The sequence below is a fragment of the Nocardia sp. X0981 genome, assembly GCF_977089955.1.
On sequence record NZ_OZ372435.1, the window covers coordinates 4,565,811 to 4,591,207 of the forward strand.

General features: G+C 67.7%; 24 protein-coding genes. 14 read left to right on the forward strand and 10 right to left on the reverse strand.

Annotation, left to right across the window (positions count from 1 at the left end; all coding sequences use genetic code 11):
- Position 1: 1 nt before the first annotated feature.
- Positions 2-2,080 carry a hydantoinase/oxoprolinase family protein gene (locus ACYR7D_RS20070; RefSeq protein WP_459546067.1) on the reverse strand — a complete coding sequence of 693 codons (2,079 nt, stop codon included), beginning with the start codon at positions 2,078-2,080 and terminating at the stop codon, positions 2-4.
- A 237-nt stretch (positions 2,081-2,317) separates the two neighbouring features.
- On the opposite strand from ACYR7D_RS20070, the gene ACYR7D_RS20075 reads away from it, so the two are divergent.
- The 6 genes from ACYR7D_RS20075 to ACYR7D_RS20100 are packed head-to-tail and all read left to right on the forward strand — an operon-like array spanning position 2,318 to position 8,326.
- Complete coding sequence (locus ACYR7D_RS20075; protein ID WP_459546068.1) at positions 2,318-2,878, forward strand: MaoC family dehydratase; 561 nt, start codon at positions 2,318-2,320, stop codon at positions 2,876-2,878.
- Positions 2,875-4,086: a CaiB/BaiF CoA transferase family protein gene (locus ACYR7D_RS20080; RefSeq protein WP_459546069.1), complete on the forward strand. Its 1,212-nt coding sequence runs from the start codon at positions 2,875-2,877 to the stop codon at positions 4,084-4,086. The genes ACYR7D_RS20075 and ACYR7D_RS20080 overlap by 4 nt, the downstream gene beginning before the upstream one ends.
- 37 nt (positions 4,087-4,123) lie before the next feature.
- Positions 4,124-5,452 (forward strand): MmgE/PrpD family protein, encoded by a 1,329-nt coding sequence (locus ACYR7D_RS20085; RefSeq protein ID WP_459546070.1) that lies wholly within the window; start codon positions 4,124-4,126, stop codon positions 5,450-5,452.
- A gap of 51 nt (positions 5,453-5,503) precedes the next feature.
- Positions 5,504-6,667, forward strand: coding sequence for an acyl-CoA dehydrogenase family protein (locus ACYR7D_RS20090; protein WP_459546071.1), 1,164 nt, complete (start codon positions 5,504-5,506; stop codon positions 6,665-6,667).
- Positions 6,664-7,521 carry an HpcH/HpaI aldolase/citrate lyase family protein gene (locus ACYR7D_RS20095; RefSeq protein ID WP_459546072.1) on the forward strand — a complete coding sequence of 286 codons (858 nt, stop codon included), beginning with the start codon at positions 6,664-6,666 and terminating at the stop codon, positions 7,519-7,521. Before ACYR7D_RS20090 ends, ACYR7D_RS20095 begins: the two co-directional genes overlap by 4 nt.
- A gap of 55 nt (positions 7,522-7,576) precedes the next feature.
- A complete protein-coding gene (locus ACYR7D_RS20100; protein WP_459546073.1) occupies positions 7,577-8,326 on the forward strand; it encodes a FadR/GntR family transcriptional regulator in 750 nt (249 codons plus the stop codon).
- A gap of 251 nt (positions 8,327-8,577) precedes the next feature.
- Here the strand turns inward: ACYR7D_RS20100 and ACYR7D_RS20105 are convergent, their stop codons facing one another.
- Positions 8,578-8,820 (reverse strand): hypothetical protein, encoded by a 243-nt coding sequence (locus ACYR7D_RS20105; RefSeq protein ID WP_459546074.1) that lies wholly within the window; start codon positions 8,818-8,820, stop codon positions 8,578-8,580.
- Between the two features lie 7 nt (positions 8,821-8,827).
- Here ACYR7D_RS20105 and ACYR7D_RS20110 point away from each other — a divergent pair, with 7 nt between their 5' ends.
- The gene (locus ACYR7D_RS20110; protein WP_459546075.1) at positions 8,828-9,370 is read left to right on the forward strand and encodes a WD40 repeat domain-containing protein; all 543 of its coding nucleotides are present in this window, start codon (positions 8,828-8,830) and stop codon (positions 9,368-9,370) included.
- Positions 9,371-9,565: 195 nt separating this feature from the next.
- On the opposite strand, the gene ACYR7D_RS20115 is transcribed toward ACYR7D_RS20110, so the two are convergent.
- Positions 9,566-9,934 carry a hypothetical protein gene (locus ACYR7D_RS20115; RefSeq protein WP_459546076.1) on the reverse strand — a complete coding sequence of 123 codons (369 nt, stop codon included), beginning with the start codon at positions 9,932-9,934 and terminating at the stop codon, positions 9,566-9,568.
- 567 nt (positions 9,935-10,501) lie between these two features.
- On the opposite strand from ACYR7D_RS20115, the gene ACYR7D_RS20120 reads away from it, so the two are divergent.
- Entirely contained in the window at positions 10,502-11,449 is a 948-nt protein-coding gene (locus tag ACYR7D_RS20120) for a hypothetical protein (protein WP_459546077.1), read from the forward strand.
- Between the two features lie 236 nt (positions 11,450-11,685).
- Here the strand turns inward: ACYR7D_RS20120 and ACYR7D_RS20125 are convergent, their stop codons facing one another.
- Positions 11,686-11,964 (reverse strand): hypothetical protein, encoded by a 279-nt coding sequence (locus ACYR7D_RS20125; protein WP_459546078.1) that lies wholly within the window; start codon positions 11,962-11,964, stop codon positions 11,686-11,688.
- A 171-nt stretch (positions 11,965-12,135) separates the two neighbouring features.
- Positions 12,136-12,789: a TetR/AcrR family transcriptional regulator gene (locus tag ACYR7D_RS20130; protein WP_459546079.1), complete on the reverse strand. Its 654-nt coding sequence runs from the start codon at positions 12,787-12,789 to the stop codon at positions 12,136-12,138.
- 89 nt (positions 12,790-12,878) lie between these two features.
- Here ACYR7D_RS20130 and ACYR7D_RS20135 point away from each other — a divergent pair, with 89 nt between their 5' ends.
- Entirely contained in the window at positions 12,879-14,348 is a 1,470-nt protein-coding gene (locus tag ACYR7D_RS20135; RefSeq protein ID WP_459546080.1) for a carotenoid oxygenase family protein, read from the forward strand.
- Positions 14,349-14,559: 211 nt separating this feature from the next.
- On the opposite strand, the gene ACYR7D_RS20140 is transcribed toward ACYR7D_RS20135, so the two are convergent.
- On the reverse strand, positions 14,560-15,519 hold the full coding sequence (locus tag ACYR7D_RS20140; protein ID WP_459546081.1) for a zinc-binding alcohol dehydrogenase family protein: 960 nt from the start codon (positions 15,517-15,519) through the stop codon (positions 14,560-14,562).
- Between the two features lie 69 nt (positions 15,520-15,588).
- Between ACYR7D_RS20140 and ACYR7D_RS20145 the strand changes: the two genes are divergently transcribed.
- Positions 15,589-16,224: a TetR/AcrR family transcriptional regulator C-terminal domain-containing protein gene (locus ACYR7D_RS20145; protein WP_459546082.1), complete on the forward strand. Its 636-nt coding sequence runs from the start codon at positions 15,589-15,591 to the stop codon at positions 16,222-16,224.
- Positions 16,225-16,304: 80 nt separating this feature from the next.
- On the opposite strand, the gene ACYR7D_RS20150 is transcribed toward ACYR7D_RS20145, so the two are convergent.
- On the reverse strand, positions 16,305-16,793 hold the full coding sequence (locus tag ACYR7D_RS20150; protein ID WP_459546083.1) for a WYL domain-containing protein: 489 nt from the start codon (positions 16,791-16,793) through the stop codon (positions 16,305-16,307).
- Positions 16,794-17,100: 307 nt separating this feature from the next.
- On the opposite strand from ACYR7D_RS20150, the gene ACYR7D_RS20155 reads away from it, so the two are divergent.
- The gene (locus ACYR7D_RS20155; protein WP_459546084.1) at positions 17,101-17,523 is read left to right on the forward strand and encodes a VOC family protein; all 423 of its coding nucleotides are present in this window, start codon (positions 17,101-17,103) and stop codon (positions 17,521-17,523) included.
- A gap of 83 nt (positions 17,524-17,606) precedes the next feature.
- Here the strand turns inward: ACYR7D_RS20155 and yidC are convergent, their stop codons facing one another.
- Both yidC and ACYR7D_RS20165 read right to left on the reverse strand, forming a co-directional pair.
- On the reverse strand, positions 17,607-18,554 hold the full coding sequence (yidC, locus tag ACYR7D_RS20160; protein ID WP_459546085.1) for a membrane protein insertase YidC: 948 nt from the start codon (positions 18,552-18,554) through the stop codon (positions 17,607-17,609).
- A 135-nt stretch (positions 18,555-18,689) separates the two neighbouring features.
- On the reverse strand, positions 18,690-19,007 hold the full coding sequence (locus ACYR7D_RS20165) for a DUF6412 domain-containing protein (protein WP_459546086.1): 318 nt from the start codon (positions 19,005-19,007) through the stop codon (positions 18,690-18,692).
- 297 nt (positions 19,008-19,304) lie between these two features.
- Between ACYR7D_RS20165 and ACYR7D_RS20170 the strand changes: the two genes are divergently transcribed.
- From ACYR7D_RS20170 to ACYR7D_RS20180, 3 genes are all read left to right on the forward strand, one after another.
- Positions 19,305-21,542, forward strand: a complete 2,238-nt coding sequence (locus ACYR7D_RS20170) for a beta-glucosidase (protein WP_459546087.1) — start codon at positions 19,305-19,307, stop codon at positions 21,540-21,542.
- A gap of 154 nt (positions 21,543-21,696) precedes the next feature.
- A complete protein-coding gene (locus tag ACYR7D_RS20175; RefSeq protein WP_459546088.1) occupies positions 21,697-23,664 on the forward strand; it encodes a neutral/alkaline ceramidase in 1,968 nt (655 codons plus the stop codon).
- Between the two features lie 391 nt (positions 23,665-24,055).
- Positions 24,056-24,184 carry a hypothetical protein gene (locus ACYR7D_RS20180; protein ID WP_459546089.1) on the forward strand — a complete coding sequence of 43 codons (129 nt, stop codon included), beginning with the start codon at positions 24,056-24,058 and terminating at the stop codon, positions 24,182-24,184.
- A gap of 79 nt (positions 24,185-24,263) precedes the next feature.
- Here the strand turns inward: ACYR7D_RS20180 and ACYR7D_RS20185 are convergent, their stop codons facing one another.
- Entirely contained in the window at positions 24,264-25,325 is a 1,062-nt protein-coding gene (locus tag ACYR7D_RS20185) for a winged helix DNA-binding domain-containing protein (RefSeq protein ID WP_459546090.1), read from the reverse strand.
- Positions 25,326-25,397: the final 72 nt, after the last annotated feature.

Below are 25,397 nucleotides of genomic sequence, written 5' to 3' on the forward strand. Positions count from 1 at the left end.
ATCAGGCGCTCCTCTCGATGATGATGTGTCCGACGGCGTCGACTGTGGCCTGCTGCCCGATACCGACGATGGTGGTGGAATCGAATTGCTGCACGATGGCCGGACCCGGGAAGGTATTGCCTGCTTTCAGCAGGTCACGGTCGTAGATCGGGGTGTCCACCCATTCGGGGTCGGTGGAGCCGTTCTTCCAGAACAGGGCCCGCGTGGTGGACAGCAGCGCGGCGGACGCATCGGCTCCGCCCGATTCGATTTCGGCGATCCGGATATGATCCACCGCGCCCACACCGGTGACCCGGATGTTCACCAGCTGTACCGGTTTGGCGTCGAACCGCTGGGAGTAGGTCCGGCCGTGGGTTTCGTGGAAGACGGCCGCGGTCCGGGCGACCCAGTCGGCGGTGATCTCGCCGTCCGGCGCCGGCACCCGCAGTTCGTAGCCCTGCCCCACGTACCGGCAGTCGACACTGCGTTCGAGGGAGATGTTCTCCGCGGCGATACCGTCGGCGCGCAACTGGGCTACCGCCTCCGCGGACAGCCGGTCCATTTCGCGGCGGAGGAGGCCGAGATCCGGCTCCGCCGACGAGGTCCACACCGTGGTCGGCACCTCGTAGCGGATATCGGTGGTCAGCAACCCTACCGCCGAGGTGATCCCCGGATGGCCGGGGACGATCACGCGCGGGATACCGAGGTGTTCGGCGATCTGCCACGCGAACAACGGGCCGGCGCCGCCCTCGGCGACGAGAGAGAACTCACGCGGATCGTAGCCTTTGCGGACCGAGTGCAGCGAGATCGCCTCGGTCATCGAATGAGCGAGGATCTGGAAGATACCCATCGCGGCGTGTTCCAGGTCCGCGCCGAGTTTGTCGGCGATATGGGTGCGTACCGCCTCCGCGGCCAGTTCCGGCTGCACGCGCATCGAGCCCGACAGGAAGCTGTCCTCGCGCAACCATCCCATGACCACCATGGCGTCGGTGGAGGTCGGTTCGGTGCCGCCTCGGCCGTAGCAGGCGGGCCCCGGGAAGGCGCCCGCGCTGCGCGGCCCCACACGGAACATTCCGCCCTCGTCGATGGAGGCGATGGATCCACCCCCGGCGCCGATGGTGTCGACCTCGGCCATGGGTACCATCGCGTGATAGTCACCGATGCGGGTATCGAGCAGGTGCTTCATCCGTAACTGCCCATCGGGGGCGACACCGATATCCGCGGAGGTCCCGCCGACATCGAGGGTGATGACGCTCGGATATCCCGAGGCCTTGCCGATCGCACAGCCCCCCAGCAGTCCGGCGACGACACCACTGGTGAGCAGTGACACCGGAATTTCGCTGGCGCTGCGCGAGGTGACCAGGCCGCCCGCGGAGGTCATGAGGTGGACATCGTCGCCGACCTGCGCCGCCTTTGCCTTACCGGCGAGGTTGGCGATGTAGCGCGAGGTCTTGGGACCGACGAAGGCGTTCAGGGCCGTGGTCGAGAAACGTTCGTACTCCCGGTACTGCGAGGCGACATCGCTGGACAGCGAGACGAAGACCTCGGGATATTCCTCGAGAATGATCTCGCGCACCCGTTGTTCGTGCGACGGATTGCGGTAGGCGTGCAGAAATGCCACCGCGATCGCCTCGACACCGCGTTCGCGCAGCAGCCGGACCTCGTTACGCACCGCGTCCTCGTCGAGCGGGATCAGTACCGTACCCGAGGCGTCCATCCGTTCGGGTACCGTGCGGCGATTGCGGCGCGGTACCAGCTGCCACTTCTGCCAGGGCAGGTCCTGGTAGTTGGAGTAGTTCAGCGGCCGCTTCTTGCGTCCGATGTGCAGGAGGTCCCGGAAGCCTTCCGTGGTGATCATGCCGACATCGCTGCCGTTGTGTTCCAGCACGATATTGGTCGCCACGGTGGTGCCGTGGAAGAACATCTCGATCTCGGAGACCGCGATACCGGCTCGCTCGGCGAGCACCTCGATCCCGTCCATCGTGCCGATCGACGGGTCGTGATTCGTCGATGGAGTCTTGTGCACCGTTACCGTGCCGTCGTCGTCCCACAGGACCAGATCGGTGAACGTGCCGCCGACATCCACTCCGATTCGTTTCATCGAAACTCGCTCTCTCCGTTGTTCAGGCGACTGCGGCGCCTGGAGGACATTCGTGCTGGCGAAGTGACCTGAGCCATAGGCCGCTCGTGGCATCATGCAATACATCCGAGTATTTGGCTAGTCTCCTGCGCAAAACGCAGGTAACCGACTCGTTTGACGTCTTAAACTTCAGATGTTTAAGGTGGTCCGTGTCACGTCGCGCCCTACCCGGTGCCGTCGCATCCCTGAGGAGGACCATTGACAACCCATCCCGCCACCCTCGGGCGTTTCTTCGAGGACTACGTCGTGGGTGACGTGTATCAGCACCCGATGGGGCGCACGATCACCGAAGCCGACAACGCGTGGATCACCTGCCTGTCGATGAATACCAATCAGAACCACTTCAACGAGCACCTCGCGCGGACGAACCCGGTGACCGACGGCAAGGTCATCGTCAATTCGGGTCTCACCATCGCCTTGGTCCTGGGGCTGTCGGTCATCGACATGAGCCAGAACGCGGTGGCCAACCTCGAGTTCACCGACGTCGAACTCAGCCACCCGGTCTATGTCGGTGACACGATCTACGCCGAGAGCGTGTGCACCGGGCTGCGCCGCTCTCGATCGCGGCCCTACGCCGGAATCGTGTCGATGGTGACGCGGGGCGTGAACCAGGACGGTGTGGTGGTGCTGTCGTGGAAACGCTCGGTCATGGTGGCCACCCGGGACAGCGGAATCGGCCAGAACTACTTCCCCGAGGTCAAGGCGCCACCGCTGAGCGATCTGGTGCCCGACGCGGCGAAGGAGGTGACCAGCCGATGAGGCCGCTCGAGGACGTGCGCATCATCGCCGTCGAACAGTACGGGGCCGGTCCGTTCGGCAGCGTGCACCTGGCAGACCTCGGCGCGGATGTACTCAAGATCGAGGAGCCGGTCTCCGGCGGTGATGTCGGGCGCTATGTTCCGCCCTATAACCAGGGCGAGGATTCGCTGTTCTTCGAAACCTTCAACCGCAACAAGAACAGTCTGTCGCTGGACCTCGGCAACCCGGCGGGCCGCAAGGTCTTCGAAGACCTGGTGCGCAGCAGCGATGCGGTGTATTCCAACCTGCGCGGGGACGTTCCGGCCAAGATCGGAATCACCTACGCCGACCTTTCACATCTGAACCCGGCCATCGTCTGCTGCAGCCTCACCGGCTTCGGAATGACGGGCCCGCGGGCGAAACAACCGGGATACGACTACATCCTGCAGGGGCTGGCGGGCTGGATGAGCCTCACCGGCGATCCGGACGGGCCACCGACGAAATCCGGGCTGTCCCTGGTCGATTACTGCGGCGGATTCGTCGCGGCACTGAGTCTCCTGGCCGGTCTGCACGCCGCCCGCCGCGACGGTATCGGCGGCGACTGTGATGTCTCGCTCTACGATACGGCCATTTCCATGCTCACCTATCCGGCGGCCTGGCACCTCAACGCAGGCTACACTCCCGGCCGGACCAAGAACTCGGCGCATCCGTCGCTGGTACCCTTCCAGGCGTTCGAGGCATCCGATGGATGGTTCGTGGTCGGCTGTGCCAAAGAGAAGTTCTGGGTCCGGCTGGCGGAGGCCATCGGAATGCCGGAGCTGCTGGAAGACCCCCGGTTCACCGATTTCGCGGCCCGCGGCGTCCACAAGGACGAGCTGATCCCGCTGCTGGAGAAGCGATTCGGCGAGAACACCGTCGAGCACTGGACCGCGCTGCTGATCGAAGCGGGTGTGCCGACCGGCCCCATCAACGATGTCGCGCAGGCACTGACCGAGGAACACACCCTCGCGCGCGGGCTGATCGCCACCACCGAACACGATGTGTGGGGTGAGGTCCGCCAGGTCGTCTCCCCGGTGCGATTCGGTGAACCGGCCTCTTACCGGCGTGCCCCGAAACGCAACGAGAGTTTCGACGATGTGATGGCCCGCCTGGGCTACCCCGCCGCCACCGTGAGCGAACTCGCCGCGGCGGGCGCCTTCGGCGGCGGCGCCGACGGGAACCGACCGTGATCGCCGCCGATCTCTCGGCCTGGCACGGTCGGTGACCGTGGCCTCGATTCCCGACCACGTCCGAGGCGCCGCGCAGCGGCATCTGCTCGACGGGATCGGCAATGCGATCGCCGCGCGCCGGCTCGGCCAGGCCGGTCCCGCGCTGCCGGTCGCCCGAGCGCTGGGCGGGCCGCCGCAGGCCCATCCACTCGGCGACACCACGGCCGTCTCGGCGCCTGCGGCCGCCTTCGCCAACGGTGTACTCATGCACGTCCTCGACTTCGACGACACCCACGCGGGCGCCCTGGTACACCCCACCACGGTGGTGGCACCGGCGGTGCTCGCGGTAGCCGAGGAAACCGGAGCCACCGGCGCGGAGGCGGTGACGGCGCTGGTCGCCGGGCTCGAGGTGGCGTGCCGGCTCGGCGCCGCCGCGCCACACGGTTTCCACGCGCGGGGGCTGCACGCCACCGCCGTGGTGGGGCCGCTCGCCGCCGCGGTGGCTGCCGCTCTGCTCTACCGGGGGTCCGCCGAGACGGTGGTCGATGCGCTCGGTATCGCCGCGTCGTCCTCCGGCGGGCTGCTCGAATTCCTCGATACCGGCGCGAACACCAAAACACTGCACCCGGGCAGCGCGGGTCTCAACGGCGTGCTCGCGGCCCGGCTCGCGGTCGCGGGTGCGGTGGGTCCGGAGTCGGTCCTCGAGGGCCGCCGCGGCCTCTACCGCACGCTCGCCGATCGTGACGCGGACGCGGACGCGATCCTCGCCGGTCTCGGCGAACGCTGGGAGTGTGCCTCGATCGGTATCAAGCCCTACCCGAGCTGCCAGCTCATGCACGCCACTCTCGACGCGGTCGCCGCCGCGCTGAGCACCACCGAAGTCCCATCGGAGCGGGTGACCTCCATCGCGGTGGACGTCCACCGCGACAGTGTCGCCATCGTCTGCGGCCCCGGTACCGGCAGCCGCCGTCCGCGCAGCACCTACGATGCGAAATTCGACCTGCCCTGGAGCGTCGCCGCGTTGGTCCACGACGGCCGGATCACCGTCGACACCTACTCCGCGCAATCCATCGCGCGCGCCGACATAGCGGCCACCGCGACCAAGGTCGCCGTCACCACGGTCACCGACAGCCGCCCCGCGGCCGACGCTTCGGGACGCGCGGTCATCACCCTCGACGACGGGAGGACCGTCACCGGCGAGGTGCCGTGCAGCCGCGGTACCTCCGCCCGGCCGATGGACGATGCCGCGGTCCTGGCGAAATTCCTCGCGAACACCGGCGGTGGCCCGACCGCGGACACGCTGGCGCATACGGTGTTCCACCTGTGGCAGGCCGATTCCGTGGCTGCCGTGCCGGCACTTGCGGCCGAGCTCACCCCCGACCACTGACCGCACGTGATGCCGCCCGGCGGCATCACCGATGCAGAACGGACCCGACTCATGGACTTCAGTTTCACCGAGGACCAGCAAGCCTTCCGCGCCGCGCTGCGGCAGTTGGTCGACAAAGAGATCAAACCGGTCGCCAACGAATGGGAACGCACCGGCCGCTATCCCACCGAGATCGTGGCCCGGCTACGCGAAATGGGCTTGTTCGGCATCACCACCCCCGAGGAGTACGGCGGCCTCGAACTCGATATGGTCTCCTTCACCTTGGTGTACGAGGAGATCGCCCGTGGCTGGATGGGTATCGCCGGAATCCTGGGCAGCCATAATCTGGCCTGTTGGATGATCGCGCGTCACGGCACCCCCGAACAGAAACAGCAGTGGCTGCCCCGGCTGGCGACCGGTGAATACCGCACCGGAATCGGGCTGACCGAACCCGGTGCGGGAACCGACCTGCAGGGTATCGCCACCACCGCGACGAAATCCGGGGACGACTACATCATCCGGGGCACGAAAACCTGGATCACCAACGCACGCCACGCGAATGTGCTGCCCGTCCTGGTGAAAACCGACCCGTCCGCGAAACCGGCGCACAAAGGAATGAGCCTTCTGCTGGTGGACACCACCACGCCCGGTTTCACGGTTTCGCGCGATCTCGGCAAGCTCGGCTACAAGGGCACCGAATCCTGTGAGATCTTCCTCGACGAGGTCACCGTGCCGCAGTCCGCCCTACTCGGCGGCGTCGAGGGCCGGGGCATGCAGCAGGCGCTGTCCGGGCTGGAGATCGGGCGGCTCAATATCGCCGGTCGCAGTGTCGGGATCGCGCAGGCTTCCTACGAGGCCGCGCTCGCGTACTCCCGGGAACGTAACGCGTTCGGTAAGCCGATCGCCGAGTTCCAGGCCATCCAGCTCAAACTCGCCGATATCGCGACACAGCTGCAAGCGGCCCGATTGATGACGTATTGGGCCGCCTCCAAGGCGGATTCCGGGGCCCGCGTGGACGCCGAGGCGGGAATGGCCAAATACTTCGCCTCCGAAACCGCGATCACGGCCAGCCTGGAAGCCATGCGGGTGCACGGCGGCTACGGCTACTCCACGGAATTCGATGTCGAGCGGTACTACCGGGACGCACCGCTCATGTCGATCGGTGAAGGAACCAATGACATCATGCGGACCGTCATCGCCAAGGCTCTGGTCGCCGGTACGGTGCTGATCGGATGAGTGCCGCGCTGCTCTACCTGTATGTCCCGGGCGACCGGCCGGAACGATTCGCGAAGGCCGCGAGATCCGGTGCGGATGCCGTGGTCCTCGATCTCGAGGACGCGGTACCGGTGGCGGCCAAGGATACGGCCCGCCGCGCGGTCGCGACGTGGCTGGATTCGGCCGACCGCCCGGACATCCCGGTCTGGGTGCGGGTGAATCCCGGCGCGGAACTCGTCGATGACGTGACGGCAGCGGTGCGCGGAGGGGTCGCCGGAATCTGGCTCCCCAAATGCGACGACGCCGCAGTCCTCGGCCGTCTCGACACACTCCTCACCGACCTGGAAAAACGATTCGCTCGCGCTCGCACCCCTGTTTCGCCACTCATCGAGACCGGCACCGGGCTCTGGAACGTACGTGCCGTCGCGACGGGCCCACGGGTGGAGTTCCTCCAGATCGGCGAGGTCGACCTCGCCGCCGATCTCGGTATCACCGTCACCACCGGTGACGAATTGCTCTGGGCCCGCTCCCGGGTTGTGGCCGCTTCCGCCGCGGCCGGTCTCCGCCCACCGCTGGGGGCGGCCTCGCCGATCGTGGACGACGACGCGGCGTTCGCCCGAGAAACCAGGCGTCTCGTGGAATTGGGCTTCCACGGCCGGGCGTGTATCCATCCGCGGCAGCTCGCGCCGGCGCGGGAGGGCACGACTCCGACGCGCGCCGAGGTCGACACCGCGCTCGATGTTCTCGCCGCCTTCGAGGCAGCGGGTGGTGGTGCCGCGACGGACCGTCGAGGACGTTTGATCGACGAAGCCGTTGCGCGCCATGCGCGGCGGGTACTCGCCCGCCGGCCGGCTCTGTCGGAGTCCGCCGGCTGATATGCTCGCGGGCCCGTAACGAGGACATCGGGTCCGGTGATGCCATGGACTCGGTATGGAAAGCGTGGTGGCACAGGTGAACAAATCCGGTCGGCGCCCGGCCTACGAGGTCGTCGCGGATGCTTTGCGAACACGTATCCTCGAGGGCGAACTCACGCCGGGTACCCGCTTGCCCACCGATGCGGAACTGCGCGCCGAGTTCGGGGTCGGGCAGAGCACGGTGCGCGAGGCCATCCGCTCGCTGGAGAGCGGCAACCTGGTGCACACCACCCGGGGTGTCACCGGCGGCACGTTCGTCTCCACGCCCAATATCGGCCGGATGAGCGCACACCTGGAAACCGGTGTGACGCTGCTGGCCGCGGCCGAAGCGGTCACCGTCGACCAGCTGATGGAGGTACGGCAGCTGACCGAGGTGCCTGCCGCGGGCGCCGCCGCCTTCCGGCACACCGAGGCGCATCTCGCCGAACTGCGGGCCGCGCTGTTCGATCCCACCGACGTGGTCGGGCACCGGACATACGCCAGCAACCACGAATTCCACCGGGTGTTGCTGCGCGCGGCCGACAACCCGCTGCTGGACCTGGTGACGGTGCCGGTATTCCGGGTGCTCAGCAGCCGGTTCCGCCGCGATACCGCGCCGGACGGCTTCTGGGACTGCGTCGACAAGGACCATCGAGCGATCCTGGCCGCCGTGCAAGCGCGCGACTCGATGACCGCGATGACGCTCATGCGCCGTCACCTCGACCATCTCGGTGACGTCTACAAGCAGATGGACCTTCTCAAACGCCCTGGTTCGTCCCCTCGGTGAGACGTTCGCCGCTGCCCGGCCGACGGATTCGCCGAACCGCCCCATACCTCTGCCTGATCTCCCGAGTTCGTGCGACGGTACCGGGCGGCACAGCGTGAGCGGGCCGAACGCACCGACGCCGGGGAATCCCAAGCCCGACGCAGCCGGCTCGGCCTCGCCCCGGGGCCGACGTGTTCCTCCCCTTGGCACACCGGTCCGCGTGGCCGGGTCCTTACCGGATCGGGCATCGGACCTGTGGCGTAGGAGACGTTCTAGGGGTTCGGTCGGTCACCGGAGGAGTTCGCCGGGGCGGCGAGGTCTTGGTGCCCGATGACGCGCAGTAGTTCGAGTTGACCGACGGCGTCGGTGCCGGGCCGTGGGGTGAAGACGAGGAGGCGCTGATCTTGGCGCGCGTAGTCGCGGAAGTACAGGGGTTCGTACGGGTAGTGTTCGAACACCAGGCGGCCGAACATCTTCATACCCAGTTTCACCAGGCCGCTCTGCGTCTCGGCCATTTCGCGGATGGGCACGTCGCCGCGGAACAGGTACATCGGGTTGAGTAGTGAAGAGCCGCCGGTCAGCTCGAGCGCGTCGACATGGCCGTCGCCTTCGAGTATCTGCGCGAAGGCCAGCGGCGAGATCCTGGCCGTCGGCGCCGGCGACGGTTCGGTGTGGTTGTGGGAGGTGGAAGGCAACCGGCAGTTCGGCGACCCACTCACCGGTGCCTCGATGCCGATAGGGGCGATGGCATTCAGCCCGGACAGCAAAACCTTGGCAGTCGGCAGCGACGACGGATCGGTTCGGTTGTGGGATGTGAAAAGCCAACGTCCGCTCAGGGGCCCGTTTGTCGGCCACCAGGGTCGAGTGTCGTCGGTGGTGTTCGGACCGGACGGCAAGACCCTGGCAGCGGCAATCAACGACGCAAAGCTGGTCGTGTGGGAGGTTGGTTTCACAGTCGACCCCGCGGCATCGCTGTGCGCGTCGATCCCGGCCTCGCTCATCCACGATCTATGGGCCGAGTACGTGTCATCCGATTCCGGCCCGGAAGGAAACCTGTGCCCCTGACACCCACAGATATGAATCACTCCCGCCCCCGACCCTGAAAAGAGCAGGAAGACGAAACGTCGATTCCAGCACTGACAGCGGTCTCAAAGGGGCCCGAAGCGGCCCCCGACCCCTGATACCTCTGTATTCGTCAGCGGCCTCGGCGTCCTTGGCGGATACGGTTCGGGTCGTGTGTCTCTCGTCTCGAGTCATGGTTCACCAGCACAGGTCTGCCAGGCATCGTGTGAGACAGCGTTTGGTCTCTCGGGGCGATTTTCCCTCGCTGATCCTCTTGTCGTAATAGCTGCGGCCCGCACTGCTGGTCATGCGGATCTGGATCATTGCGGTGACCAGCAGCGTCGACCGGACTGCCACTCCGCGCCGCAGCCGGGCGGTGCACGGAACCCGCCTGGGCCCCGCGCGGTACGCCAGCACCGACGCCACGACCGCCGGCACCACCAGCAAGGTCGCCGACCAACCGAACGGTCGGGTGGCGGCCCCACCCGCCGCCAGCACAGCACCGACGGCCAGCAGCGGCATCCGCCGCCGGAATGATCGCGCAGAGAGGTCCGGTTCCCCTGTCACATGGGCAGAATAAGGCCCTGAGCGCCGGAGCAGTGCTATCGGTCGCCCAGCAACGCCGCGACGATCTCGACCCGCTGCCCGACCGACCGGAGTGCTCGCCACGGTTATCCGGGTCGGAGACTTCGCCGACCGGCCGCCAGAAGCGCAGGGGCGTATTCCAGCGCCAGGTCCTGCGCTGGGTGAGGGACGCCGTGATCAGGATCCGTAGCGGGCCGAGTGGTCGCCGGGTTCGTCCACCGGCAACTTCAGAGGCGAGGTGTCGGGTTCGACGATCCCGAGCGATGCGAGGAAACGAGGTGCCGGGCAGTCGGGGGCCGGTGTACCGGGTGCTGGGGCGTCGGACCGAGTCGGCGCGACCGGCACCGTGCACGGCTCGGGAAGACCCACCACGCTCCGAAGACCGGCCGTGCCCGCCTTCCGCGCCGGGGGCGGCGTTTCAGCGGGTGCGCAGCCGGACGCTCATAGCGTGGCCGGGCTCGTGACAGACCGCGGTGCCCGAGACCGCTCACCGCGGTATCCGATGTCGATGGTTGCTGTGCCCGTCTGTGGTAGGGAAACCTCTCGGGAATGGAAGAAGCGATCGAGCCTTCGGTGTTCGAGGCGATCGGCAAGGTTGCACCCGAGCCGATCCGCGAGCATTGGGTGGTCGTCGAGGGTAAACGCTATCCGCCCAAGCAGGTGTATCAACTGATCACCGGTTTGCCGCGCTCGGCGTACACATCGCATCGAGCCCTCGCCGAGTTGCGTAGATGGGGACTGTCGACCAGCGTCTACACGCCGCCGCGGACCGGAACTGTCCGAGCGGGGGTCTCCGGCGGGTCCGGTGGGGCCGGTGGTATCGATGAATTGGCCGAGTCGTTCGCGACGCTGTCCCGGTTTCTCACCGACCACGACCTGACAGCGCACCTCGCGTCCGCGGAGGCTGCCCTCCACCACGCGGGAGCCGCAACGAGTCGTGAGGTCGTCACCGAGTACGGATTCAGCGACGACCTCCTCGACGCCGCACTGGCTGTGCGCGCCCAGGTCGGGCGCCTCAACGACGTTATTCACGCGACCGTTATCGCGCGCGTGCTACCTCTCGTCTTGGAAGACGGGGAGGTGGTCGTCCGGCGGCCCTCTCTGGGAGCGGGAAACGATCGGTCACGGCCGTTCGATCTGGAAACGGACCGTCGGATAGCCGAGTTCAAAGTCGCACAGTGGAAGGGTGCCGACACCATGCGCAAACGAGGTCTCGTCGCCGACCTGGTCCACTTGGCGCTCGAGGGAGGCGATCGGCGTGCCCAGCTCTTCGTCGTCGGTGCGCGGCCGGTCCGGTTTCTCACGACATCCACGTCGACGATCGCGTGGGCGCTCGGTCGCGCGTCTCCGCACACCCGGGCCCGGTTCGAACAACGCTTCGGGCCCGCAACCGATTTCACCATTGCGGAATTCGTCCGTGTCCACGGCGAACACATCGAACTGATCGACCTGGAAACACTCGTCCCGTCATTGGCGCTTCCGGCAGACCTTGTCTGACAACCACGGTGTACGGCCCTTCGGCCGTGCGGGTTCGCGAACGCATCCCGGTGCCGGTGACCACGTCGGTCGTCCACACCGCCGACCAGCCGCAGGCCGCCGATCGCTGGTGGCGGCGACCTGCCGGGCGTGCCGTGTTCCGGCGGAGGTGCCGAAACCCTCGATGGACACGTGCGGGTGCGAGTCGTGGTGGAGCCGAAGGTTTTCTCCGGGGGCGCCGGATCTCGTCGGTGAGTTCACAGGCGAACGAAGCGCCACTGCTGAGTAGGGTCTCCTGTGTTGTCCTCGAGCGCGAGTGTGTACAGGGACCTCGAGGGTGCGAGGGCGAGGTCGTTGTTGCCGAGGTCGGGTATGACGACGGCCGAGTCCGCATCGGCGTCACCACCCAATCGCCATCCCATGGCACCGAAGGTTCCCTCGCCACCGCATACGACGGGTGTGCCCTCTGTTCCTGCCAGGATGAGCATCGTATTCGTCTGCTGGTTGGTGATATGGAGACGCGATAGGAGCTGCACCGGTGGGCCCTGATCGCCCGCTTCGGGTGATTCCTCTCCCGCCGGTAACGATTTCGCCGGCGGCTACGCCCCCGACACGGTCGCGCCCTCCGCTGGTGCCGAACCCGGTGGAATCGGTCGCGAGTGCGTGTTCTCGTCCCGGGAACTGTTCGTGGCGGCTCCGGCGCGCCCTTATCCGCTGGTTCGTTCGCCGGCTGCGGTCGGTTGCTGGTCCGGCGGTTGCAATACGTTGATACACATGCGAGCGCAGTCGGCGGCGAGTTCGGCGGCGGTCATGGTGATGGCCCCGGAGAGCCATCCTTCGATGATCTGATTGACCCCACCGGTGATGAACAGGCTCGCGCGCTGGAGGAAGCCCGGATCAGGGGTGAATCCGAGGGCTGCCGGTGCGTAGTCGACGACCAGCCCGGCCACGGTGCCGATCACGTCGTGACGCCGCTGTGCGAGTGCGCTCACGTCATCGAGGTTGCCGGCGATGATCCGGTGAAGGCGTGGGTCCTCGGCGACGGTTTCGAAGAATGCCTCGAGTGCGGCCCGCAACCGCATTTCCGCCGGCCCGGTGCTCGAGAGCCCGGCGCGCACCATCGCTGCCAGCAGTGTGTCGCGGACCTCCTCCGCGACGGCGACCAGGATCTCCTCGCGATTGGCGAAGTGTTCGTAGAAGTAGCGCGGGGTGAGCCGGGCCTCCTTGCATACTCCCCGCACGGTGACCGAAGCGATACCCGAGTCTCCCCAGAGCGCGGTCGCGGCGGCGAGCAGCCGGTCTCGGCGGCTCGAGCTGCGTTCCGCGGCGCTGATGCCGCCGTAGGTCCGGGACTCGGTCATTGACGGGAGTGTAGCCGCCTTCTATCGTCTGATAACGAACGTATTCAGAATACGGGTGTTATCGGAATTTGGTTCGAAGGAGAATCGCGATGACCACGTCCCCTCCCGGCCGGAGCTCGGCGCCCTATCAGCAGGTCACCGCTCCTCTTCTCGACGAACACGACTACCGCGTCCCGCAGCTCGACGGCGCTCTTCCGCGCGAGCTGACCGGAACGCTCTACCGCATCGGCCCCGGCAAATATCAGGTCGGACGTACGCTGCTGCACAACATCTTCGACGGCGACGGCATGATCTCGCAGTTCATCCTCGACGGCAGCTCGGTGCGGTTCCGCAATCGATACGTGCGCACCCGGCACTTCGAGCACGGCCTACGGTCGAGCGCCATCCGGTTCCGCGGGGTCGGGGATCAGATTCCGGGTGGTTTCTGGGCGAACGTCGGGCGCCTGCCGGAGAACGTGGCGAACACGAACATCGTCAACTGCGCAGGCGAACTACTCGCGCTGTGGGAACTCGGCAATCCGTACCGCATCGATCCCGAAACCCTCGACACGCTCGGGACCACCGACTTCGGCGGCCGCCTCGGCTATCTGGGGGCCTTCTCGGCGCACCCGAAATGGGACCCTGTCACCGGCGATATGTACAATTTCGGCCTCGATCTCCTCCCGACACCGCGGATCCGCACGTTTCGGGTGAACCGCTCCGGGCGGCTGACGAAACTCGCCACCGTCCCGATGCTCGATCTGCCGTGGAACCACGACTTCGCGTTGACCCGGAAGTACATGGTGTTCGTGCTGGACCCGATCATGCCCGATATCACCAAGATCGCGCTGTCCACCACATCGTTCGTCGACTCGCTGGAATTCAAGCGTCACAAGGGAACCCGGTTCGTGCTGGTGCCGAGGAACGGCGGCCCCGTCCGCATCGTGGAGCACGAAGCGCTCCTGCACGTCCACTTCACCAACGCCTACGACGACGGAGACGATGTCGTCGTCGAACTTCCGCGCCTGGAAACCGATTGGGACAAGCTGCGGCACATGACCGGGACGGTCAATCGAACCGACCTCGGAATTCCCGAGTACCCGGACTCCACGCTCGTGCAGTACCGGATCACCGGGGCCGGCCGCATCATCGAGCACCAGGTATCGGACCGATCCGGTGAATTCCCGCAATTCGACTGGCGCCGCGGCACCCGCAGGCACCGCTACACCTACTTCGCCGGGAAAGGGGGACCGGCGCGGCTGTTCAACTCCGTGGTCAAGGTCGACACCGAGACCGGCGAGACGACCGGCTGCGATCTCGGCCCCAGCTCGGTCGGCGAACCGCTGTTCGTCCCGCGAAGCCGTGACGCCGCCGAGGACGACGGCTGGCTGCTGGCCTTGAACCACCACTTGGACGAGGACCGGTCCCAACTCGTGGTCTTCGATGCCCGAGACCTCGAGCGGGGCCCGCTGGCCACCGCCTGGCTCGATCACCATATTCCCTGGGGTTTCCACGGCACGTTCACCCGCCGGATCGCCGCACCCGAGGCGCCGGTACCGACGCCGGAGCAGGTGCTGTGACCGGCGGGCCGCGCGATGCCCGTATCGGGGCCCGGGAGCGCTGGGCGGCCTCGTCGAATGCCTCGCCGAACCGGTCGGGTGCGTCGATATGGCGGGTCCGGCTACCGGGGTGCCTTGCCGCGGCCCGATCACTGCGGCAAGGCCGGCGACTCCGGCGACCGATGCGCGTTCGCGCGTGAGGCCGGCTTCCTTTCGCCCGAGTCGAGCCCGGTCAGTCCGGGACGACGACGGCTCGCGTTCGTCCCTGGTGCGCCCAGGCTTCGCCGACGCGGCTGAGCGGGTACACGGTGTACGGCGCGGCGAAGGTGCCGTCGGCGAACCGGGCGAGGATGCCGGGAAGCTCGGCGATCATCTGCTCCTTCGAGACCGAACCCTTGCCACTACCGCTGACCCGGATCCGTCGGCTGCGCAGTAGTGCCGCGGGCAGTGCCGCCTCGGCTCCGGCGAGCGAGCCGATCTGCACGTAGTCGAGCGTTACGTTGTCCTCGTCCGGGCCGGCCTTTCCCCATGCCGCGAAGGTGGCTTCGGCGACGGGGCCCCACACGTAGTCGAGGACGAGGGTGGGTTGCGTATCGGCGACGGCCGCGGCGAGGGCGGCCACCCAGGCGTCGGGTGCGTCGGGTGCGAGTGCGACGGTGACCACGCCGGGGCCGCGCAGCTGCTCCAGTGCGGCGCGGTCGCGCCCGACCGCGACCACCTGTTTCGCCCCGAGGGACAGCGCTGCCCGCACCGCCAGGCCGCCCGACATACCGGTCGCGCCGAGCACCAGCACGGTATCGAGTCCGCCTGCCTCCTCACGCCGGGCGACCAGCGGCATCCAGCCCGAGAGAGCGGGATTCATACCGGCGGCGACCGCGAGGGGATCGGCCCCGGCGGGCAGGTCCTTTTCGAATGGGGTGACCAGCCATTCCGCCATGGTTCCCCACGGCGCCCGGGTGAAGCCCGTGTAGACCAGCCGCCCGTCTCCGCTCCGGGCCACCGCGTCGACGCCCGGGATGAGGGGATATACCCGGCCGCTGCCGTAATGGCGACCGGAGGCCATCCCGCGGACGACGTGGTGCAGACCCGCGCCCACGAGTCTCAGTGGCGCCCGGCCGGACCGCTGTTCGGGATCCGGGAAGTTCGCGCAGACGGGGGTGGTGCCGGGGGTGGGGACGACTGCAGCACGCATGGCGCACTCCTTAACTAAGTTAAATTCCGCTGCCGACCACTGTCCCTGAACTTTGTTAAGGTGTCAACCGTGGCCAAGGGAATCACCCGGGAGCAGATCGTGGCGGCGGCACTCGAACTGCTCGACGAACAGGGCATGGACGCCCTCACCGTCCGTGCCCTCGCATCCCGGCTCGAGGTGAAGGCCCCCGCCCTGTACTGGCACGTCCGCAACAAACAGGAACTGCTCGACGAGATGGCCACATTCGTCATGCGCCGCGTCACCGACGCCCTCGCGGTGATCCCGCGCAGCGGCGACTGGCGTGAGGCCGTAGCCGCCTACGCCCGCGTTCTGCGGTCGGAGTACCTGCTGCACCGGGACGGGGCGCGTATCTTCAGCGGTACACGTATCGCCGACCCCGAAGTGGTGAAGGCGAAAGAACCGTGGCTCGAGTGCTTGACCGCGGCCGGGTTCTCGCTGGCCGAGGCGGACGACACCCTCGATCTGGTCACCGCCTTCGTGGTCGGTTTCGTCATCGAGGAACAGGAGCGCGGCCGCTCGGCCGGCGCCGACCCCGCGCGGTACTCGCTCGCCGGACGCGACGCGTGGCTCGGTGCGGGCGCCGAACTGGTCAAGGCCGCAGGGCATCTCCGCGACGACGGCGACCCGAGGTTCGAACGACAGCTCGGCATCGTTCTCGACGGGCTCGCGGCCCGGCTGCGCTGACGGCGAGTCGCGACCGCCGTCGGTGGCGGGCTCCGGGGCGGTGACAGGTCGTGCTTCGCCGGCGCGTCCACCACTGCGGTCTATGCCCGGGGCGTGGTCCGCCCGGGGTCGCCGTGTTCGTCGACCACCGCCTCGTCCTCGCGGTCGGTGGTGGCGGCCAGGAGTGCGGCTCCCCACCTTCTCATGAACTCGATCGCTTCGGGTGGTCCGTGCACGGTGAACGGTGCTCCGATCGCGGCGAGGCAAAAGGCCGCCCAGCCCAGCGATTCGGCGGCGATACGGACCTCGCACGACCTGTCGTCGACGGCGTTCACGGTGCCGTAGTGCACGATTTCGGCTCGTACCCTTTCGGCGGGGGCTGCGATGGTGGCGTGTACCCGGTACCTGGAGGGTAGTGATCCGATCCGGTTGTGCACGTATTCCGCCGGGTCCTCCGCGGGCAGGCGACGGGGGCGAATCGCGCGCCGGTGCGGTGTGGTAGGAGAACGAGACGGTATCGGCGTCCCGGCAGGCGAGCGCGAGTGTCGTGAGCGTGGTGACATCGTCGATGGCGGCCCGGTGGGCACCATCGCCCGGAAACGAGGCCACGGATCTCAAGCTGTCGATCCGGCGGCGGATCCGGGTGGGCAGGACCTGGACGATCTTGGCCATGGCGCTCATGGCGGCTTCGGCGGAGGTGGGATGGTTTCCGGTCGCGATCTCCTGCAGGCCCAGTACCGTCGCCGCGGGTCGTGACGATCGGGTAGCCGATCTCCTGGAGGCCGAGCACATCGCGCCGGAGGGTCCGCTCGCTGATATCGAGCGGTCGAGGTCGCGGAGGCGCGGACAGTCGATACCGATGGGCTGGTTCTGCATTCGGAGCTGCGGATCGGTGATTTGACACTCACGATCGCCGAGTGGAAACCCGGCTGGCCGTATACGCCGGCGTTCGTCCGCGTCTACGTGCACGATCCGGCCGCGACCCTGGAACGCGCTGCGGCTCGGGGCGCCCGGATCGTCACCGAGCCGACGGATTTCTGGGGCGATGTGCTCTCCCGGTTCGCCGATCCGTTCGGTCACCTGTGGTGGGTGTACAAGCACAACCCGGACAACGGTTCCTGGGACGAAGGAGACGCGCCCGGTGCGGACGGAACCGGCGGGGAGGCAGCCGTTTCCGTGCCGGGCGGCACCGATGAGCAGTCCTGGGAATCGTTCACGACGCCCGAGTTGGAATCCATCCATTCCTCGCTCATGGAAGCGATGTCGTCGCTCCGGGATCCACGCAGCCATCGGACCGCGACCGGCGGAACCGGCTCGTAGTCGTTCGAGAACGACGCCCCGCGGCTCTCCTACGCGCCGCGGGGCGTTACGTCGAGTGCCTTCGGCATCGAACGGTTCGTCTCTCACCTCTTCCGATTCCGGGCGTGCCGGGCCGGTTTCGGCCGACCGGCCGGTCGTGCTCCGGGCTTGGGTGCGGTGGCGGTCCGGTGTTCGGCCGCCGCCCGCTGTGCGGTGGCTTTTTCCCGGTCCAGGTGGGCGAATACGAAGTGCTGCTGGGCGTAGGTCCACAGATTGTTGCTGACCCAGTAGAGAAGGATCGCGATCATCAGGATCGGTCCTCCGGCGAGGACACCGAGGGGGAAGAGCCAGAGCATCAGCTTGTTCATGATCGCCGACTGGGGGTTCGCCGCCGCGTCGGGGCTCTGCCGGGCGATCGAGGCGCGTGCGTTGAAGTGGGTGGCCAGGGCTGCGATCACCATCAGCGGGATGGCGACTGCCGCGATCACCGCGGCGTCGGGAACCCCACCGTAGGCGGCGAAGGAAGCCAGTGTGCTTTCCGGGGTGGTGATCGCTGCGGAAATGGGGGCGCCGAACAGCCGGGCGCCGAGGAAGGACTGCACATCGGCGGCGCTGAACAGGTAGTTGGGGGTGCCAGCATTGGCCTCGGCGCTCATTCCGAGTTGACCGAACCCGGTGCCGGTCCGGTTGAACGACCGCAGCACGTGGAACAGGCCGAGGAACACCGGTGCCTGTACCAGTACGGGGAGACATCCCATCAGCGGGTGGAACCCGTGCTCCCGTTGCAGTTTCTGCATTTCGACGGCTTGCTGCCGGCGGTCACCGGCGTGCTCCTTCTGCAGGGCTGCGATCCGGGGGCCGAGCTCCTGCATCGTACGGGCGGTGCGAATCTGGGAGATCGCCGGTTTCAGGAGGACGAGGCGGAGGGTGAAGACGAGGAACACGACCGCCAGTGCCCAGGCGAAACCGCTGCCAGGGCCGAGCAGCGCCCCGAAGGCCTTGTGCCAGAACCACAGGATCGCGGATACGGGGTAGTAGATGAAGTCGAGCATGGTGAGCACCTCTTCGCCGCACGCCACGGCCGCCCGCGACGTGCGTACAGGGTTGACGCCCAGCTACCCGAACAGCAGCTACGGCGTAGGGAGGAAAGGCCGGCGAAGAACGGCCCGGCGCAGTGTCGAAGAGGACTACGCCGTGGCCCGCGGCCGTCCCGGTGCTCGGGGACGGCGCGGGCGGCCGGGGGTGTCCGGGAAGCTCTGCCGGCGGAAAGCGCCGCGCAGACGCTTCTCCTCACTCGGCGGGCCACCGACCGTTTCCGCCGGTGCATACCCGTGCGCGACCGTACCCCGGCCGGCGAATGCGAGAACGACCACGATCGCCACCGCGGTGCCGACGGCCGAGGCGTCCATCCCGGCTGTCGTCGCGATCGTAAGGGTCAGCACGGCCACCCACGTGAGTTGCACGAGGCTCGGGCCCCGCGCAAGCATCCACCAGATCCGTGCCATGCCGACAAGCCTACTGAATACATGTGCGAAAAAGAGACTTCGGCCGAACCGGGCCGCTCGGTGGGGTCGTGCGAGATGTTCCGATAGCCGAGAAGAGCGGATATCGCCCGCGTGGTAGAGCATGATGGCAGGCGACGGGTCCGCTCATCGGTCCGGCGGTATGAGCCGGAGGCGTGGCCGGGCACCCTGCGCGGCGCCGAGCCGAGTGGGGTCGCCGCAAGGCAGGCCACTCGACGTCGTGCAGTGCAGCTTCACCGGTCGCTGAACAGAATTTCCTTCCATCACCAGGGAGCGCAGATGACGATCGAGCCGTCCGAGTTGTCGCTGGAGCAGAAGGCGTCCCTTTTGTCGGGGCGCGATTTCTGGTCGACCGAGTCGATCGAGGAGGCGGGGATCCCGTCGATCGTGCTGACGGACGGCCCGCACGGTATCCGGCTGCAGACCGGAGATCCGGATCATCTCGGTATCCACGCGAGCCACCCCGCGACATGCTTCCCGCTCGCTGTCGCGGTCGGCTCGAGCTGGGATACCGGTATCGCCGCGCGGATCGGCGCCGCGGTGGGCCGGGAGGCACGGGCGCTGGGAGTCTCGGTGGTACTCGGTCCGGGGGTGAACATCAAGCGTTCCCCGCTGGGCGGTCGCAACTTCGAGTACTACTCCGAAGACCCACTGCTGTCCGGGGTGCTCGGGGCCGCGCATGTCACGGGAATGCAGCAGGAAGGCCCGGGGGCGTCGGTGAAGCATTTCGCCGTGAACAATCAGGAGACCGAGCGGATGCGGGTGAGCGCCGAGGTCGACGAGCGCACCCTGCGAGAGATCTACCTGCCGGCATTCGAACGCGTGGTGAAAGAGGCGGCGCCGGCGACGGTGATGTGCTCGTACAACCGGATCAACGGGGTGTACGCCTCGCACAATCGATGGCTGCTGACCGAGGTGCTGCGGGAAGACTGGGGTTACAGGGGTGCCGTGGTATCGGACTGGGGTGCGGTGAGCGACCGCGTCGCCGGCGTGGCCGCGGGAATGGATCTGGAGATGCCGGGTAGCGGCGGTGCCACCGACGCGGAAATCGTCGCCGCGGTACGCGAGGGGCGCCTGCCGGAGACCGCCGTCGACACCGCCGTGCGCCGGGTACTCGCCCTGACCCAGCGGCCCCGGACCCCGCACGGGGAGATCGATATCGACGGCCATCACGCGCTGGCCCGGCGCGTGGCGGCGGAATCCGTCGTGCTGTTGAAGAACGACGGCGGTGTGCTCCCGCTGCCCGCGGACCGGCGCGTCGCGGTGATCGGCGAGTATGCCACCTGCCCGCGGTTCCAGGGCGGGGGCAGCTCACATATCGCCGCCACCCGCGTCGACGTGGCCCTCGACGAACTCCGCGCGCTCGCCGCCGAACGTGAGGTCGCGGTGGAGTACGCGCCCGGGTATGTGCTCTCCGGCGAGGCCGGGGGCGAGGAGTTGCGCGACGAGGCGGTCCGGGTCGCGGGCGCCGCGGATATCGCGGTCGTATTCGCGGGCTCGGGCGCGACCGAGGACTCGGAGGGCTTCGACCGCGATTCTCTCACCCTGCCCGCCGCGCAGATCGAATTGATCCGCGCTGTCGCGATGGCCGCGCCGCATACGGTTGTCGTGTTGTCGAACGGGGGTGTGGTTTCGCTGGAGGGCTGGCACGACGAGGTCGACGCGATCGTCGAGGGTTTGCTGCTCGGCCAGGCGGGCGGCGGTGCGCTGGCAGATGTGCTGTTCGGTGTGGTGAATCCTTCGGGGCATCTCGCCGAGACGATCCCACTGCGCCTCGAGGACAACCCGAGCTGGATGAACTTTCCCGGCGAACAAGGCCACGTCCGCTACGGCGAAGGTGTGCTCGTCGGCTACCGCTACTACGTGACCGCCGATGTCGCCGTGCGGTACCCGTTCGGGCACGGGCTGTCGTACACAACGTTCGAGACGGCGGGCCTCGACGTCGAGGCGACCGGCCCCGATACGGCCGTCGTGCGCGTACGAGTGACCAATGGCGGGGGCAGGGCGGGAAAGCATGTCGTACAGGTCTACGTCTCCACCGCGGCCGGGCCGGTGCGCCGTCCGCTGCGGGAGCTGCGGGCATTCGACAAGGTCGAACTCGCTCCCGGCGAGACGCGCACGGTGGAATTCGCGCTCGACGACCGCTCGTTCGCCTACTGGGACATCGAGCTCGGCCGGTGGGTCGTGCCGGCGGGGGACTACGACATTCAGATAGGCGCCGATGCGCACACCATCGTCGCTTCGGCCGCTGTCACGCTCTCCGGTAACGATGTCGCACGCCCGCTGACGCTCGACTCCACGGTCGGTGAGTGGTTCGCCCATCCTGTCGCCGGCCCCGCGCTCCGGGGCGGGATGCGCGCGCGGCTGTCTCCCGAGCAGGGCGCGGACCCCGCCGGCAGCGCCGATATGTTGCGGATGGTCGAGTCCATGCCGATGAAACAGTTCACGGCATTCCTCGGCGGGGCGATCCCGGCCGAAACACTCGAGCATCTGATGACACTGAGTGCGGCCGGGTAGCACACCGAGGCGCTCCAGCGCCGAAATCCGGTAATGCTGTGGCGAAATCCGGGGTAGCTCAGCGCAATCCCGAATTCGCTCTTGCTAGTTTGTCGGTGCAACGAATTCGGACCGCTACCGCGGGCCGGCCCCAACAGGACGGAAGAAGAGGTCGATGCCGGAGACGAACTATGCGTCCGACCGCCATTTGGTCGGACGTGGGATTGCCGACATCACCGGAGAACCGGCCGAGGTCGGCATGCTCGGCTACGGTAAGGCCGATCAGAAGACCACCGGGATACACCTCCGGCTGCGTGCCCGCGCTTTCGTCTTCGCGGACCCGCTCGTCGATCGACGGGTGCTGCTGGTCGTGAGCGAGCTGCCGCTGATCTTCTCCAGTATCACCCAGGAGGTGCTGCGCCGTCTGGCTCAGCGCTTCGGCGACACCTACACCGAATCCAATGTGATGCTCACCGCGACCCACACCCACTGCGGTCCCGGCGGCTATTCGCACCACCGGCTGTACAACAACTCGACCGGATTCCGGCCCAAAACCTTCGCGGCGATCGTCGACGGTATCGTCGAGGCGGTCGAACGGGCGCACGAGGATCTGGCCCCGGCCACCCTGCGCCTGATACACGGCGAGCTGCGCGAGGCCAGTGTCAACCGTTCGCGTGCCGCCTTCGACCGCAATCCGCCGGAGGACAAGGATTTCTTCCCCGAAGCCATCGACCCGCAGACGACCCTGCTCCGTATCGATCGCGACGGTGAACCGGTGGGCGTCGTCAACTGGTTCGCCGTGCACGGCACGTCGCTGACCAGCGGAAACACGTTGATCAGTGGCGACAACAAGGGATACGCGGCCTATCACTGGGAGCGTGTGGTCGAGGGTGTGGACTACCTGGCGGATCCGGATCCCGATTTCGTCGCGGCCTTCGCGCAGACCAACGCCGGTGATATGTCGCCCAACCTGGACGGCAGGCCCGGTCACGGCCCGACCGACGACGAGTTCGAGAACGCCCGGATCCTCGGCCTGCGACAGTACGAGGCCGCGGCGAAACTCGCCGCGGGGTATGTGCCCCGGATGGCGGGCATCATCGACTACCGCTTCGTTCATGTCGATCTCTCCGCGGTGACCGTCTCCGCGGAGTTCACCGGAGACGGGCGCGAGCACCGCACCGGTAGGCCCGCCGGGGGTGCGGCAGCCTTCGCCGGCGCGGGCTACGACGGACCCACCCACTGGAAGACCTTCCGCGAAGGCCGTAATCCGGGCTGGGATCTGCTGTCGCGGTGGGCGTACCGGTTCACGCCCGCACTGCGGGACGCGCAGGCGCCCAAGGCGATCGTCGCTCCGGGCGGACTGCTCAATCGTTTCCATCCGTACGTGCAGGAGATCGTTCCGGTACAACTCATCCGCATCGGTGAGCTGTATCTGCTCGGCATTCCGGGCGAGGTGACGATCGCCGCCGGTCTGCGGTTGCGGCGCACGGTGGCGGCCGTCCTCGGCGTCGAGCCGGCCAACGTCCTGGTCGCGGGATACAGCAACGCCTATATCCATTACGTCACCACTCCCGAGGAGTACGACGCACAACACTACGAGGGCGCGAGCACCCTGTTCGGCCGGTGGGAGCTGCCGGCCCTACAGCAGATCGCGGCGCAGCTCGCGACCGCGATGCACGACGAGAGCGCGGTACCGCCCGGCCCGGCGGCGCCCGATCTGTCGGATGCGCAACCATTCACGGAAACGACCCCACCGGCGGACTTCCCACCGGTGGGTAAGAACTTCGGTGATGTGCTCACCGAACCGGACCCGGCGTATCGCGCCGGAGAGCGGGTGAGTGTCGAATTCGCCGGTGCGCACCCCAATCATGATCTGCACCGCGGCAGCACCTACCTCATGGTGCAGCGGCGCGACGGGGAGCGCTGGCGGACGATCGCCGGCGACGGTGACTGGGCGACCACCTTCAGCTGGTCGCGGGGGCCCGCTTCGAGCTCGCGAGTCACCATCGGCTGGCACAGTCCCGCCGACGCGACCCCCGGCACCTACCGGATCCGGTACTTCGGTGACGCTGTACAGCTCAGCGGGGAGCGTGTCCCCATCAGCGGCACCTCGCCGGAGTTCCGGATCCACGACGAGGACTGAACCGCCGCGGCGGAGATCACGGTACGTCGCTCGAATGCCGGTCCGGGCAGGTATGAGCCTGTCGTTCGGCGTGCTCACTTTCCGGGGCCGAGGCGATGGTCCGGTTCCGCGGTCCGTACCGGTATATCGGACGCGGCAGGCGGACGCCCAATCGGCACCGCGCTGCCCGGGTGCCGGACTCGGCTCGTGGGCAATCGATCGGGCCTTCTCCGGCAGGTGCGCCACGCGGGTCGCTCCACCTGTCCGGTCGAGGCGATCTCGGGCGGAACATACTGGTGCAGGCTCGTACGCCCGGTCTGCCGCGGGGCGATGTGGACACGTTGCGCGCCGAAGCGGCCGCCGCGTTCTCGCCGCAGGTGAATTTCGAGGATCTGGCCTGGATACGGAAGCAGTGACCGGGCAGATCGAACGCACCATGCGGCTGCTCGGGGTGACCTGCCTGAAGGAACTGGAACCCCGCCACGTCACCCAGCTGACCGGACTCGCCCCGCGGGCCGTGCCCGGCCGGAACCGGGGGTGAGCGATCGTTACCGGGCCGGTGTGGGTTGCGGCGTGCGCCAACGGGATACCCGCACTCCGTGCTGCGTCGAAAGGAAGTATCAGCGGTACGGCCACAGGGCGATGGCCTCGTCTACGGCCCGGTGGACCTCGGGCGGGAGGCTTTCGACGAGGAGTGGCGCCGTGGTGTCACGTGAGCTCGGGCCCCGTGGTGCTTTCCAGGTGCCGACGACGATTCCGTCGACGAGGATCGCGGGCCGGAACACACCGTTTCCTCCCGGGACGAGGGCTTGCAGCGCGGCCGGACTCGCGACGAGGGAGCGGTCGGTGTAGCCGAGGATCCACTCGTCGAAGCCGGGAACGAGGCACACTCGGTCCGGAGCCTTCCCGCCGTCGCCGTGCGACTGAGCGTCGATGATCCACGCGGGGGTCCCGTTCACCGTCACCTCCACGAGATCGTCGATCGAGGCCGCCGTGCGCCGCAGTATGGTTTTGGGCAGTTTCGTCCACCAGGCGAGATCGGCGAGAGTGACAGGCCCGCGAGTGTCGATATAGGCGCGCACGATACCGGTGAGCGCGTTGCCGGGATCGGCCGGCGGCGGGGTCGTCGACAGTTCGAGCAGTTGTTCCTCGCGTGTCGCCGTGAACCGGCCCCAGTGGGCGAAACCGTCCACCGCGAGATGTACGAGCAGGTGGTAGCCGCGCCCCGCCGTGGTGCCGATACCCGCGGCTTCCCACAGCGCCAGTATCTCCGCGCGGGTTCGGGGGCGTTCGATCAACGCCTCGTGCAGCACATCCCGTGCGCGAGCGATGAGGTGGGCGTCGAGCCCGAGTTGCTCACGGCGCCCGGCTGCCGCTCGGTGGGTGCGTTCGGCGGTGAAGTGCAGCAGGGTCGCCAGATAGGCGGGGGTGGTCGCGAAGAGCGTGCCGCGCATCGGCCACGAGCGGACGAGCCGTCCTTCGTCGAAGGCTCGGACGACGTCGGCGATACCGGTGCCGGGGCGAGAACGGAGGGCGATGGCACGCACGACGGCGGACAGGTCCTGACCTTGGAAAGCCACGGCCCGTTCCACGACGTCCGCGGGCTCGAGCTCCGAGCCGCCGAGCAACTGATTGCGCAGGCGTTGTCGGCGTGCGAGCGGGACCGCGATGTCTGAAGGCATGAGAGATAGTCCTTTTCGCGTCCGGCCCGGCGGAGTACGAGCGACGGGCCGGACGCGGGGAGGGGAAGAGAA

What these genes read in the sequence shown, in the direction of transcription:
- ACYR7D_RS20120 (WP_459546077.1), top strand. Translation starts at nt 10,502, where the DNA reads ATGGAAGAAGCGATCGAGCCTTCGGTGTTCGAGGCGATCGGCAAGGTT.
- ACYR7D_RS20110 (WP_459546075.1), top strand. Translation starts at nt 8,828, where the DNA reads ATGGGCACGTCGCCGCGGAACAGGTACATCGGGTTGAGTAGTGAAGAG.
- ACYR7D_RS20185 (WP_459546090.1), bottom strand. Translation starts at nt 25,325, where the DNA reads ATGCCTTCAGACATCGCGGTCCCGCTCGCACGCCGACAACGCCTGCGC.
- ACYR7D_RS20130 (WP_459546079.1), bottom strand. Translation starts at nt 12,789, where the DNA reads ATGACCGAGTCCCGGACCTACGGCGGCATCAGCGCCGCGGAACGCAGC.
- ACYR7D_RS20070 (WP_459546067.1), bottom strand. Translation starts at nt 2,080, where the DNA reads ATGAAACGAATCGGAGTGGATGTCGGCGGCACGTTCACCGATCTGGTC.
- ACYR7D_RS20165 (WP_459546086.1), bottom strand. Translation starts at nt 19,007, where the DNA reads ATGGCACGGATCTGGTGGATGCTTGCGCGGGGCCCGAGCCTCGTGCAA.
- ACYR7D_RS20080 (WP_459546069.1), top strand. Translation starts at nt 2,875, where the DNA reads ATGAGGCCGCTCGAGGACGTGCGCATCATCGCCGTCGAACAGTACGGG.
- ACYR7D_RS20100 (WP_459546073.1), top strand. Translation starts at nt 7,577, where the DNA reads ATGGAAAGCGTGGTGGCACAGGTGAACAAATCCGGTCGGCGCCCGGCC.
- ACYR7D_RS20140 (WP_459546081.1), bottom strand. Translation starts at nt 15,519, where the DNA reads ATGCGTGCTGCAGTCGTCCCCACCCCCGGCACCACCCCCGTCTGCGCG.
- ACYR7D_RS20135 (WP_459546080.1), top strand. Translation starts at nt 12,879, where the DNA reads ATGACCACGTCCCCTCCCGGCCGGAGCTCGGCGCCCTATCAGCAGGTC.
- ACYR7D_RS20175 (WP_459546088.1), top strand. Translation starts at nt 21,697, where the DNA reads ATGCCGGAGACGAACTATGCGTCCGACCGCCATTTGGTCGGACGTGGG.
- ACYR7D_RS20105 (WP_459546074.1), bottom strand. Translation starts at nt 8,820, where the DNA reads ATGGCCGAGACGCAGAGCGGCCTGGTGAAACTGGGTATGAAGATGTTC.
- ACYR7D_RS20150 (WP_459546083.1), bottom strand. Translation starts at nt 16,793, where the DNA reads ATGGTGCCCACCGGGCCGCCATCGACGATGTCACCACGCTCACGACAC.
- yidC (WP_459546085.1), bottom strand. Translation starts at nt 18,554, where the DNA reads ATGCTCGACTTCATCTACTACCCCGTATCCGCGATCCTGTGGTTCTGG.
- ACYR7D_RS20090 (WP_459546071.1), top strand. Translation starts at nt 5,504, where the DNA reads ATGGACTTCAGTTTCACCGAGGACCAGCAAGCCTTCCGCGCCGCGCTG.
- ACYR7D_RS20170 (WP_459546087.1), top strand. Translation starts at nt 19,305, where the DNA reads ATGACGATCGAGCCGTCCGAGTTGTCGCTGGAGCAGAAGGCGTCCCTT.
- ACYR7D_RS20095 (WP_459546072.1), top strand. Translation starts at nt 6,664, where the DNA reads ATGAGTGCCGCGCTGCTCTACCTGTATGTCCCGGGCGACCGGCCGGAA.